Annotated in this window: 6 protein-coding genes; 1 reads left to right on the top strand and 5 read right to left on the bottom strand. The window is 56.1% G+C overall.

The window, feature by feature from the left end:
- Positions 1-28 precede the first annotated feature (28 nt).
- Positions 29-1,645: a peptide ABC transporter substrate-binding protein gene (locus tag DA718_RS16035; RefSeq protein WP_112216506.1), complete on the top strand. Its 1,617-nt coding sequence runs from the start codon at positions 29-31 to the stop codon at positions 1,643-1,645.
- 104 nt (positions 1,646-1,749) lie between these two features.
- Here DA718_RS16035 and DA718_RS16030 read toward each other — a convergent pair whose 3' ends face one another.
- The 5 genes from DA718_RS16030 to DA718_RS16010 all read right to left on the bottom strand — a co-directional run bounded on the left by DA718_RS16030 (position 1,750) and on the right by DA718_RS16010 (position 13,092).
- Positions 1,750-2,493, bottom strand: coding sequence for a hypothetical protein (locus DA718_RS16030; protein ID WP_130624389.1), 744 nt, complete (start codon positions 2,491-2,493; stop codon positions 1,750-1,752).
- Positions 2,490-5,228 (bottom strand): glycosyltransferase, encoded by a 2,739-nt coding sequence (locus tag DA718_RS16025; RefSeq protein WP_112216508.1) that lies wholly within the window; start codon positions 5,226-5,228, stop codon positions 2,490-2,492. The genes DA718_RS16030 and DA718_RS16025 overlap by 4 nt, the downstream gene beginning before the upstream one ends.
- A gap of 16 nt (positions 5,229-5,244) precedes the next feature.
- The gene (locus DA718_RS16020) at positions 5,245-12,252 is read right to left on the bottom strand and encodes a hypothetical protein (RefSeq protein ID WP_112216509.1); all 7,008 of its coding nucleotides are present in this window, start codon (positions 12,250-12,252) and stop codon (positions 5,245-5,247) included.
- A gap of 68 nt (positions 12,253-12,320) precedes the next feature.
- Entirely contained in the window at positions 12,321-12,803 is a 483-nt protein-coding gene (locus DA718_RS16015; protein WP_112216510.1) for a hypothetical protein, read from the bottom strand.
- Complete coding sequence (locus DA718_RS16010; RefSeq protein WP_112216511.1) at positions 12,796-13,092, bottom strand: hypothetical protein; 297 nt, start codon at positions 13,090-13,092, stop codon at positions 12,796-12,798. Before DA718_RS16010 ends, DA718_RS16015 begins: the two co-directional genes overlap by 8 nt.
- Positions 13,093-13,095 lie beyond the last annotated feature (3 nt).

Genomic DNA, 13,095 nt, shown 5'->3' with positions numbered 1-13,095 from the left:
CTGGTTTTTTTATTTTAAAGGGGATCTTATGAAGTATCCTGTCACATTGACATGCGGCGCGCTGTGGTTAGCCAGCGTTTCCTCTCTTTCCTGGGCGGCTGATGTCCCGCCTGGCACCGTATTAGCCGAAAAACAGGTGCTGGTGCGGCACATTAAAGATGAGCCTGCCACATTAGATCCCGCTAAAGCCGTTGGCCTGCCCGAAATTCAGGTGATCCGCGATCTCTTTGAAGGTTTAGTCAATCAGGACGCGAAAGGCAACCTGATTCCTGGCGTGGCGACTCGCTGGCAGAGCAATGATAACCGCGTCTGGACCTTCACCCTGCGTGACAACGCCCGCTGGTCCGACGGCACGCCGGTGACGGCAGAGGATTTTGTCTATAGCTGGCGGCGGCTGGTGGACCCAAAAACGACTTCGCCGTTCGCCTGGTTTGCCGCACTGGCGGGCATCAGCAACGCGCAAAATATTATTGATGGTAAAGCCGCGCCGGATAGCCTCGGCGTCACCGCGGTGGATGCGCGGACCCTGCGCGTGCAACTGGATAAACCGCTGCCGTGGTTCAGCAATCTGACGGCCAGTTTCGCCTTTTATCCTGTGCAGAAAGCCAATGTGGAAAGCGGTGATAACTGGACGCGCCCGGGTAATCTGGTCGGTAACGGCGCGTATGTTTTAAAAGATCGCGTGGTGAATGAAAAGCTGGTGGTGGTTCCCAATACGCACTATTGGGATAACGCCAAAACGGTTATTCAGCAGGTTACGTTTGTGCCGATCAACCAGGAGTCGGCGGCGACCAAGCGCTATCTGGCGGGCGATATTGATATCACCGAGTCATTCCCGAAAAACCTGTATCAAAAGCTGTTGAAGGACATTCCGGGACAGGTCTATACCCCGCCGCAGCTTGGCACTTATTACTATGCGTTTAACACGCAAAAAGGGCCAACTGCCGATGAGCGTGTGCGCCTGGCGCTGAGCATGACGATTGACCGTCGTCTGATGGCAGAGAAAATTCTGGGAACCGGCGAGAAACCGGCCTGGCGCTTTACCCCGGATGTCACCGCAGGCTTCACTCCGCAGCCGGTGCAAATTGAGAGCATGAGTCAGGCCGAGCTGAATGCTCAGGCGAAAGCGCTGCTGCAGGCGGCGGGCTACGGCCCAAACCGCCCGCTGAAGCTGACTCTGCTGTATAACACCTCGGAAAATCATCAGAAAATCGCTATTGCGGTGGCGTCGATGTGGAAGAAAAATCTTGGCGTTGACGTGAAGCTGCAAAATCAGGAGTGGAAGACCTATATCGACAGTCGAAATACCGGCAATTTCGATGTGATCCGCGCCTCGTGGGTAGGGGATTACAATGAACCATCGACATTCTTGTCGCTACTGACCTCAACCCATAGCGGCAATATTTCGCGCTTTAACGATCCGGCCTATGACAAGATCCTGACCCAGGCAGCGTTGGAAAACTCAGAAAAAGCGCGCAACGATGATTACAACGCAGCGGAAAAAATCATTATGGCGAAAGCGCCTATCGCGCCGATTTATCAATACACCAACGGGCGTCTGATTAAACCGTGGCTGAAAGGATATCCGATAACCAATCCGGAAGACGTGGCATACAGCCGCACGATGTATATCGAGAAGCACTAATCAGTACCGGTTGCCTGTTAACCTGAGGTAACCGCTGCTAAAGCTGAAACTGGCGCGTTTTGCAGCGCCAGTTTCTCCTCCCGGGCGAACTAACAGTGGGAGGATCATTTCTCGTTCAGTAATGTTACCAGTTGATTAATACCATCCAGCGCTTTTTGCCAGTCCGGCATGCCGTCCCAGCACGCCGGGGCGGGGGTGGTATTGATGTACAGTTGCGGCACGTCGTTAATCAAAAAACCGCCGCCGCGCAGATAAAACCCCTGTAGATCGCAAATTCGGCTGTATTTCCCCGCACCAGGTGTCATAAAACGAGCGATTTTCTGTAGATCCGTGCGGGTGGCAGCCAGCGCTTTTGCTGAGGTGCTGTAGCCCTTTATATCCTCGGCAATCTGCGCAATGGTGCCCGCCTCGATGGCGTCATCAAGGTTGACGAACGTTCCCTTGCTTACCCAGCCAGCCAGATAACCCGTGCAGGTTTTTGCTTTCTCGTCGGCGCATTGAAGTGGCGTCATGAGCGTGGTGCGAAAATCGACCGTCGTCAGCCCTGCTTTTTTCACCTTCACCAGGTTGTTGACCTCCTCTTTAATGAGCGTGGCGCAGCTTTTTTCTTCGCCATAGTCGGTTTTCTGGCAAACCAGCAGAGCAACCGTTGGAATGCTCGCAATCTGGCAGGCCATTTTGTCCTCGCCTTTGGGCATTGCAGCGCAAAAGGAAGTGTAAGGAATATTAGGCTTGATGCTGTTAATTTTGGTTTCAGCCTGGGAGAAGTCATCGGCATAGCTGCAACTGATATAAGCAAACAGCAGTGCCGCCAGGCTGGCAGGCATAATTTGTCGAGTATTCATCATATCGTTCCTGAGATAGAGGCTTCGTGGATATCGCCAGACGCTGTGCTGGCGGCATTGCGGGCATGAAACGTACAAATAGTTTTGATTACATGCGCGACAAGCGTGTCTGGCGAAGCGCTGGGCTGTGGCGGTAACCCAAGGTCGATGGACTGCGGTTCTGGCTGAGTCACCATGTGCAGTGCCTCGCCATAAATCGCCTGTAGTCGTTGCGCCAGTGCTGTGTATGCGGGTGGACAGACCACGATCACCGTTCTGTCCCAGGGGGCGGTGTGCTTCGCGGGCGGTGGGTAGTGCTGGCTGAATGTGACACCGTGACGTATATTGCGCAGGCTCTGCAACCGCTGAACATTATGTGAGTAATGTGGATTGGCGGCGATATGCTCCTGCTGGCGACAGTAACCCGAACTGAGCGGGTGATAGAGGTGGTACAGAGGGCGCTGCGTGTCGTGAGTGAGAGCGATAGTACCCAGCACGCTGGCCTTGTGGAACCATGCATTATCCTCGCCATCCCAGCCAATAAACGCTTCATCCATGCCGCCGTGGCGTAGTACAAAATCGGTTCGAGCCAGTACGGCGGCACCCTGCGCACCGCGAGGTTGCTGAAAGACCGGCGAACAGGCTTCCGGTCGCCGCAGCCCCGTCTGCACTTGCAGACTCTCTTCTTCGCCGAGAAAATAGACCGTACTCCAGGGGATCAGGCTATCGAGACGCCGCGTCTCGCACTCTTGCCACGCCTGACGGATAAAATCCGGCGGCAGCAACAGGTCGCTATCCAGCCACAGCAGGTAGCGGGTGCGCACAAAGGGTAAGGCAATATTCAACGCCCGCGCTTTGCTGAATGGTGACGATGTACAGGCAAACAGATAGTCGTCGGCAAGCGTTGTCGCGATATCTTGTGCATGGGGGTATTTATCCAGTTCAACCACTAGCACGCGGCGCACGTCGAGCTGTTGCTTAAGCCCTTCCAGCGTACATTGCAATGCCGCCAGTCGCGTCTGTCCGGCGAAGGGAACGATCACGCTCACCCCGTCATCAAGCGCATCGGGCGCCGCCAGACGGGGGGCGATGGGCGTATTGCTTTGGGGGCGCGTCAGCGGTGGCAGGATCGGCCGCGTATTACCAAATAGCGTCTGTATCGCCGGTAACCAGAACAGCGGCCACTGCCCGGCAAAATCCCAATGTTGTTGCAACCAGGCGTGGCTTTGCGCGCCGCGCTCGCGTAGACGCTGTGGGCCCAGTTCGATCAATTCGCTCAGGACGCTTTCCAGGGTATCAAGGCTGGCGCAGACAAAAGGTGACCCGGCATCAGGGACGCACTGCTGTAAAACGGCTGCAATATCGGGTTTAAGCCCCAGACCATTAACCACCACCGCGCCAGCTGCCAGACCTTCCAGACTGTTGCGATGGTAGCTGCCGGTGACGCACTCATCAATGACGATATGCGCACGCCGTTTCATCATCATCGATTGCGTAAAATCTACCTGACCGGCATCCAGCGTCAGAAGGCGCAGTGGATAACGCTGCGCCAGGCGTGCGAGGATCGCCATCGTGCGCCGATAACCCTTACCGTGCCAGTACAGACGGTGATCAACCGGGTATTCATCGTGTTTCACGCTTGGCGTGTAGGCAATGGTGATCGTCGCTTCTTTTTCGGCATCCGCAAATAGTGGGTTCCATAGCGGCACAGGGTTAGGTACCGCACGCCATTGAGCGAACTCGAGCAATGCAGCCTGATACTGTGCCACCACCAACCCCGGCATACCGCGCGCGACAAACTGCTGATCGACATTGCTGATGTAGTTATGGGCGAGGGTGATCACCGGCTTGTTTGCCAGCAGTGCCTTATGCTGCGGTGCGGTAAAACCATTATGTACGATCAATAGATCGGCTGCCTCCAGCAGTGCGTTGGCGATATCCGGTTGCCTTTCCCACTCCACTTCGCGTTCAAATTGCACGCCGTTGCCGTATTGATGCGTGGCCCACACGGTGCGGCAGCGGTGGGGGGTACAGTGCTCAATGCACTCACTCAGAAGTTTTGGCACCCCAACGACTGGCGTGGTGGCATAAGAGACGATATTCAGGGATTTAGCTGTTTTCGCCTGGCGGGCGAAGACGGACTGCGGCTGATACGGGAGAGTATGCACGGCACTGTGTTTACTGAGATTGACCATCTCTATGCCATGACGGGCGGCGGCCTCGACCAGGCGGGCATACTCCTGGCAGATACGCGGCAACTCGTGACTGAGCGAGTGGCGTCCGGTCTGAGCAAAGAAGTGGTGGTCGGTAAAATCCATGCCGATAAAACCAATGCGCTTGGCACCCATGAACATGGCCAGGCACGCCGCGACGTAGGTGGAGTTACGGGTGTAGGGCAGCGAGTGGAAATCGTTGGTATCCACGCCACCATACTGTCCCAGCGCAAACCTCACTACGGCTGGGTTGGGTATATCCAGTGACAGGTGGCTGAACACCGCCTGGGCTTGCGACTGTTCGATGTGAGCAAAGCGCTCGGCGGTGAACTGGTGGCGGGAATTGAGTACCACCAGATAGTCTGGATGAAATTTGCGGCCGATATCATTCACACCAATCGTCAGGTAGTGCTCTGCGTCGTGCAATTGGTTGAGAGAGTTTCCGCAACCGCACACCAGCATGCTTTCACCGGCATGCCGCTGATAATAGTCCGCAAAATGTGCCGGTATGGCGGGCGGGTGAAATAGCGGCCGGGCATTTTCCATCGCAGCTCCTTGTTCATCAGTCAAAAATTACGGGGATGTTATTGATCTGCACCAGCGGCAACTGTTGGCCATCGACGGAGCCGAACAGAGTCAAGGCGAAGGTCATCCGCGACTGGGTCGTCGCTTTGAACTCCGCGTGCTGGTACCACTGCCAGATCTCCTCCGCCACCTGTTCAGCGAGGGTTTGCGGTGAGGCATTATCCATTTCCAGAGCGTTGAGCATCAGCACCGGGGATTCCACCAGTAGATTTGAGCCGGGCAGCAGCGACCAGGCATAATTCACTTGTAGATTAATCACTGGATTAATACCCAGGCTGCCGACTTTAGTCAGCGGCGTCAGGATCTGCTGCATAATCTGCTGTAGTACATTGAGGCTAATCGCGCCGACGTGAACCTCTGGCAGGCTGTCCCGTTCAATCAACGGAATCATGGCATCCGGGAAGCGCTGGGTATCGGTCTGGTAGATAAACAACGGATTGGTCTGCTCGCCGCTCACTAGCTCGTCATTACGGACCGTCCAGGAGGAGAACTGCGCACTCTGATAGACCAGAATAGCCAACGGTTCCCAGCGCAGCACGGTGGTGGAGAAATCGGGACTCTGTTTCAGCGGGCAGTCGATTTGCCACCAACCACCCTGCTGAATGGCTATGCTGCGGTCCGGAGTCCACTGAATATTGCCCGCGAGTTGCAGCATGGGCCAGATGGACGGGTTCTGCCCGCCGTTGTTGGTACGGCCACGCAGTTGCAGCATTTTGCCGCTGAAACTGAGGCAGAAATGATCGATTTCACTGACATTGCTCATCAGCGACATCGGCGGATTCCAGTTTTCCGGCCAGCTTGCAGCAATCCCGGAGGTCAGTGCACAGAACTTCTCCAGCACGGCATCTGCATCTGTTGCATCTGTGCCATACGCCTGCTGCAACAGACTATCCATAGTCGGTGCCAGAGATGGCCAGGCCTCGGTAAAACGTGCCAATGCGGCAAACAGCGCATCCAGCAGCAGGGCGATTTGCTGGTGATTGTTGAGCAGCTGTGGCTGATTGCTCAGCACGTTACGCTCGACGTCAAAATAAAAACTGTCCTGATCCTGCAGGTCCAGCGAGAGCTGAACCTGGTAGCACCACTGCAGTGCTTGGGCGATTTCATCAGCCAGTGAACCGGGGCTGGTGGCGGGGGAATTCATCGTCACGCCCAGGCCCTGTTGTGAAATCAATTTTGGCAACGGCGGTTCAACCGAAAGCGGAATAGGGATCGCAACCATGCTTTCCGGTGAGGTGCGGGCGGTGATTGGCATGGTCAGCGTCGCGGTGTCCGGTAGGACGAATTTCAGCCACGCGCTGGGGACATAGCCTTGCTGTGCTTCATCCACGACAAAATCGTGCTGCAGATAACTGACCTGGTACTCCAGTGGCAGTGTGATGCAGGATTGATTGCCCGGTTTCGTCACCGTCAGCAGGCTGGTGGCCCACTGAGTGCCAGAGGCCAGATCCAGCGTCACTGGCGTAAACTGATACAGATTGCTGCTGTTACCAGCCGGTAGCGGAGAACCCAGAGAGGGTTGTTGCAAAATGCCATATAACTGCGGCGCTTTCTGCGGGCTGGTGTCGTCGGCGATCCCGTTGACATCAACCGTTGCCGGAAGTTGAACAAGCGTCGAGATCGTATATGCACTCGACAGGCTTTCCAGTAACGCCTGCTGTAAGCGCTGTTGTGCGGCGTTAATATCGCCTGCGCCGCTGTCGACATCTTTTTGCAGCACTGGCACCAATCCTGTGGGAATCGCTTTGGCCAGTTGCTGCTTGCACTGCATCAGTTGGTTATAACGTGCGGCATCAAGTTTGGCGATCGCTACCCCCATCTTCGGCGACATGACCGTATCGAAGGCGTTGAAGAAGCTTTTCGCCCAAGCGTCCATATCAACGTTGTTGTACTGGATGCCGTCAACGACGCCGTTACGCGGCATGATATTCAGCGGGCGCAGCGCAAAATAGAGCGGATCGTTGGCAAATTGCACGGCGAAACCGAGGTTTTTGGCGAAGCGTACAGACCACAGATCCTGGGCGGTGTCGCTGCTATCGCTGATTTGCGTCCCGGCGCGCTGCGCTAGTTTCAACGTCCCCCCCTGACCGTCGATATTGCAGAACGCTTGTTCGAAGCAGCGGGCAAAGGGGGTGATGTTGCCATCATCGTTGTGCGGGCTGACGGTCTGTGGCAATGGACTGAGGGTGGGTGAGAGCTGCGCCAGTAGCGGGTAGTTAACCTCAACGACCTGCGGCAGCTTCTTCGCGACGTCATCGTCGACGCGGATTGGATCGCGCCAGGCGCGAGCACTGACGCCGATCGCGACGATATCGTGCACTTGCTGTGCTAACAGGGTAAATGGGATGACGAAAGCCAGCGGCCACTGCATTTCGCCGTCGGGTGAGTGATACGCCGGGCTGCCCGCCGTCTGTGCATCAATGTAAGTCAGAATCTGTTGTGCTGCGGTCAGCAACGGTTTTTTCAGATCGCCAGGGATCGCCTCCTGCAGCAGGCTACAGGTGAGGGCGTATTGGGTACCGGTATCTGTTAGTTGTTGGTAAATGCGTCGATATTTGTCGCCCATCCTGCGCCACTGTTCACGTGTTTCATTGCCTGGCGACACCGCGTTATCGACGATATCCGGGTTAAAGGCCAGCCTGACTTGTAGTCTGGCGCTCTGTGAGCTATCCGGCATAAAGAAAAAGGTGCTCTGCAACCCCGGCCACTCCCCCAGCGAGATTAACGGATCGCTATAGAGCGGGGTAAAACTATCGCTGTGCCCGGTGCTCAGCGGGTTGCCATAAATATCGCATAAGCGAAAAGCCAGATTCACCGACTGGCCGATAAGTGCGTACGGGTTTGTACCCAGGGTGCTGAACGGTAGCAACGGCACCTGCTGTTGAAGCTGCCAGGTGGCGGTAGGCGAGGTGACCTCGCCGTTTTCGGTCGGACCAACCGGCAGGCTCCACACTGAACCGCGCCACTGCGGATCTGCGTCGGTGATGCGGTATTGCATCAGATGGTATAAATGATGCACCGGGATTGCCGCCGCCGGTGAGGTATCGACATCCGGTGTCCAGCTGGCAGTGAAGCCGATATTTCCTGGTGCAAGTGTTGATTGCCAGACATACAGCGGCGTTCCGGTGCTGTCATATACCCGGCAATTTAAAGCGGCGAGATCACGTTGTGCCGTTATCCATAGGCTGTTGTGATATGCCGCCAGCGTCAGGGTGTCTGCGGGCTGTGCGTCGAAATCAACGATGATCATAAAGTCAGCTGTACCGGCAGAAGTACCATCGACAGTTTGTTGATTCGGGTCGTCGGGTGAATGGTTTGAGGCCGCGGTGTCGGCGAACAGTTCATTCGGTAAGCCCTGACCGTCAGCAGTCTGGTAGTAGAGGTAATAACCCGGCGCGCGTACCACGCTCAGTTCCCAGATTAGCTGCAGGAAACTCTGCACATCGCTTAAGCGCGCAGTATCGCTGTCGATGGGAAGCGTAGCCCGCATCATGTTATGCATCTGGCTGACCTGCGCTACCTGGTTTAAGGTCGACAGGTTCATTTTTGCCAGCAGTACATCCGGTGAAAGCGTCTCTGATACCCACTCGGATTTGCCCGGCGGCAGGTAGAGCAGGCGCAACGATGCGTGGGAAAAATCGGCGTTTTTCAGCGCCAGATAGATAAGCTCGCGAGTGGATTCATCGGTGCCGTTCAACTGGTAGACCGGCGGCGTCGGCACCGGGTTTGGTGAGGTGGGAGAGGTCGACGTACTGGTGCGCGCGGTGACGACCTGCGTCAGTGAGAGGCGAATTTGCAGCGACGTAAACGCGTCTATCGGCGCATCGTTCGTATCCTCATCATAGCTGCTGGCTTCAGGCACCAGGCGTAGCGTGCCGCCCGCCAGCGCCAGCAGGCGATTAAGCAGCGGCTGTGGGAAAATAAACAGCGTGCGCAGTGCTTCCGGGCTTTGCCAGGCCAGGCTGTTTTTCAGTTGGTAACCGAGCGGCGCAGCGATGGCACCGGGCAACGGCTGGATCTGCAGTGTACCAGGTGTGAGCGGGTCTGGTGACGCGGGCGTCGTGTCAAAGACCCAGAGCGGGTCGGGGTTATCCGGCAGCATCGTCGGCAGCGTGAACTGTGTCGTGACGTTCTGCGGGCTGCCGTCGCCCAGACTCAACCAGTCGACTTCCTGGCCGGGAGTGAAACTGAGAGTGGCCAGTGCGTCCTGCGGGCTACCGCTAACAGCATACTGCTGCCCGGAAAGGGTATAGAGCGAAGCCGTCGGTAGACTGGTGATGTTATCTGGTGTGACCACTGGCGGAACCTGCGATGGATCGGGTAGTTGCAGTCCGGACATCAAATAGCGCGAGCCGAACCCGGCGATGCTCCAGTACGCCAGCTTGTCCAGCAGCTCGCTCAGCTCTTGTGTCGGGTTGGCGGTGAGCCAGGAGAGATCCTGCATATCCTGCGCGGTCAGCGGATTTTGCGCATCCAAACCTGCCGCCGTGGCACGTTTGGCCCAGCGTCGTAACGAAGTCTCCTGCTGTTTCTCATATTGCCGGGCATCGTCAATTAACGTCGAAAGCGTGTAGCGGGCAATCATCAGGAAATAATCACCGAACAGGTAGCTGGCCATACTTGGGCCATCAGGCGGAGTGTCAGATGCCTGCATGCGACGGGTTTGGTTACCGTCCGGGACGGATGGTCCTATCAACCCGACGTTATCAAAATAGATTTTTACCGCGTCGGTGTAGTTGGCGGGCGTCAGGTTGAAGCGGGAAAAATCGATGACCTCACCGTCAGCTTGCAGGCGAAGTACGTCGAACATCGGCAGCATCGCTGCCGTATCAAAGGGCGCATCTCCGGCAGCTAACCCGCGAAGGGTAAAGCGCAGGCGGGAGGCAAAAAAGGCGTTCAGCTTATTAACAAACCCTTCTCTGCCGCCAAACGTCGGGCCGGGCTGCGCACCGCCGCTGCCGAGCATATCGGCCAGTTGTTGCAGCGTCACCGAAAGCGGCCGATCGCTATCGTTGGCCGGAGCGAAGGTCAACAACCACTTCACCAGGTTAATGATCAACTCTTCGTAACCGCTGGCGGCAGCGGGGGAAGCCTGCGGCGACTGACCTGGCGATGGACAATCCATCACCAGCGTGGCAATCAGATTGATGGCTGGTGGCTGCTGCGTCCCCCATACCACCGTAGGTTGCAGAACAAAAACCACTTCCAGTTCCGTCTGCGCCTGACCATTGGCCTGCCAGCGCAGATAAGGGGGCGGGGCAGCACGAAAACGCGGCGGTTCGCGCACATCGTGCAACGGACGCAGCGCATCGTTCAACTGTGAACGTTGTAGCGCGGCCAGCGATTTGGCGCGTATGAATAATGTCTGCCAGTCCTGCTGGTTGGTCGATAGCGGGCTGAGGCCCGGCGCCAGCGGGCCATTGAGCGAGGCGGGCTGACCACTGCCAATATGGAACGTGTGACGGACGGTGGTATGGAACGAAAGATGGATAGTAAAGAAGACAACTTTCAGCGACACGCTGACGCTCACCGAGGCGGCGATCGGGATCACCGTCTGATAACCGCACTCAAAAGCGACCCCGGCGCTGACGCTGAAGCTCACCAGCACCGAGGCTTTGATAATCGCCAAATCGACGCAGCCCTGTAACACGACTGAAATCGACGCGCTACCGGCAAACCAGTAATGGTCGGGTTTATTGGCAATCGAGCTGCCGCTGGCATTCCACGCCAGCAGCCCCTGGAAGCTGGCCGAGAGGTTGACCTCAAGGCTGGCGCTTAACGGACCGGCATTAATGCTGATCCCGGCGGTAACCATCACGCCGATACCAAATTCAAGGATCGGGTTGTAATTGACGCTCGGCAGCGCGCCGGGGTTATCACCGCTGCGTAATTTGGCAAAATAGAAGCCAGCCCAGCCAGTGAGAATATCGAATGAAATGCCAATAGCATTATTCGGTGTGACCGGCCAACCGACATTAATGCGAAAGTCGCCGTTGGTGTAAATCCAGGCGGAAAAACCGGGCAGGATTAGAATAAATCCCTCTAGCGGGATACGTCGCATACCATACGGCAGGCTTAGCGCGCCGTAGTAAACGCCCAGATTCGGCCCCAGTTTCTGGTAGAGGATTTCAAACAGCAGGCCGCTGAAAAACGATGGCGGGCTGGTCATGGGGATGCTGACTTCCAGTCCGTACATCGCCGGATCGTTAAACAGCACTCGCAGGCGCAACTCACGCAGGCGCATATCTGCGGCGATAAACCAGTCGCGATCCGGTTGATAAAACGATTTCGCCAGTTCCGTAAGAATGGTCTCCGGGTCGCTGCCAACCAGTTGGGTTTCCAGTTGATTAAAAATGATTTCCATCGGGTTGCCGCTGGCAGGAAGCTGAACCGAGGGGCCAATGCGCTGACCGATACCGAGATAGTTCAACTGGAAGGTGGAGAGCGAGTTCTGTGCGGGCAGCGGGAATGGAAAATTTACCAACTGCTCTTTGCTTTTTTCTGGTGCCGGGCTGCCCGTTACGTGCAGCGCGTTATTGCTGCTGGCGGTGGTCTTGATGCGTGCTTTTACCGTCAGGCCGTCGCCTGCTCCGTCATAGCCGATCATCAGGCCGAGAATAGTAATGTCCGGTTCAATGGTGATGTCGAACGGTCCGGCATTGTAGTGGGTGCCCAACCGTAGCTCTTCGGCCAGGGTGAGCTGTAAAAATGAGCTGGTATTGCCGGTGTTGCCATCCGGCGTTATCCACAGCGAGGGAATAATCCCCACATTCATAATCTTTTGCCACGGGCCCGGCGGGATATCAGGCAAGCCGGTTCCGATCACCATGCTAAGCTGTTCACTGAAGAGATCCCAGATATCACGCAGAGAGATAGGCTCTGAGGTGCTAAGCGAAAATGAAATCGGCCCGCCAGCCACCCGCAGCGCCACATCCATGGGCACCTTAAATGCGCTACCGGTAATTTTCAGAATGATATCAGTCATGTTCAGCCTATCGATTAGTAGATGTGAGGATTAAATTCCCTGCAACTCAGAACGACAAAAACCGCCGACTAGGGGCTGGATGGGCTGCCCGAAACGGGTTCTACCGAACCGATCTCCACGCCGATGGTTTCCAGACTCAGGACATTCAGGATGTTGATTGGCGTCAGTGGCGTCATGGTGACGCCAAAGCGGTATTCTCCGCTGGCGGTATTGACCGACAACACGGTAATCGTGATGGCAGCAGCCAGAATGCCGTTCAGGGCATCTTTGATGTTTTTGATTACCAGCGGTGAATCCGGGAGTTTGTTGATCATGTCACCCAGCTGCGCCGAGGTGAGCGGTACACCAAATGTGTCTTTCAACCAGTCGAGAAAGTTATTGATACTGCCCAGCGTCACTGGCTGCGCGAGCTGGAAGTTAATCCCTTTTTTAACGTTGTCGATATCCTGGCTACTGATCGCGACCGACTGCCCGTTAATAAGAAAGGAGCTGCTGATTGCCACCGTAATCGGATTTGCGGGAGGAGAGCCCGCCACCGCCAATCTAGTCATCTTGCGTTCCTCTTGTAATTGAAGGGGTACTGCTGGTTGTATCGGACTGGCGAATGACAATCCGAATCTGCGTCACGGTAAAACGGCTGCCTGCAAGCGGCTGCCAGTCGCCCTCGACATCAATGCTTTGCGGTAACGGCGCGTCATCGGGCAATTTATTGACGGCTTTTTGCCACAGTGCGACCACCGAATGACCCCAGCCCGCCAGCGGTGATACCGGCAATGCGAGGCCGTATTTCTGGTTTAACCAGCACATGACATCGTTGACGATGTGGGTTGTTAACTTCATCGT

This window comes from Klebsiella huaxiensis (assembly GCF_003261575.2).
Classification (GTDB): Bacteria; Pseudomonadota; Gammaproteobacteria; order Enterobacterales; family Enterobacteriaceae; genus Klebsiella; species Klebsiella huaxiensis.
Note: the sequence above shows the minus strand (reverse complement) of the source record. Positions and strands in the feature narration are given on the sequence as shown.

Coding starts and splice junctions, on each gene's coding strand:
- DA718_RS16035 (WP_112216506.1), top strand. CDS start 29: ATGAAGTATCCTGTCACATTGACATGCGGCGCGCTGTGGTTAGCCAGC.
- DA718_RS16030 (WP_130624389.1), bottom strand. CDS start 2,493: ATGATGAATACTCGACAAATTATGCCTGCCAGCCTGGCGGCACTGCTG.
- DA718_RS16025 (WP_112216508.1), bottom strand. CDS start 5,228: ATGGAAAATGCCCGGCCGCTATTTCACCCGCCCGCCATACCGGCACAT.
- DA718_RS16020 (WP_112216509.1), bottom strand. CDS start 12,252: ATGACTGATATCATTCTGAAAATTACCGGTAGCGCATTTAAGGTGCCC.
- DA718_RS16015 (WP_112216510.1), bottom strand. CDS start 12,803: ATGACTAGATTGGCGGTGGCGGGCTCTCCTCCCGCAAATCCGATTACG.
- DA718_RS16010 (WP_112216511.1), bottom strand. CDS start 13,092: ATGAAGTTAACAACCCACATCGTCAACGATGTCATGTGCTGGTTAAAC.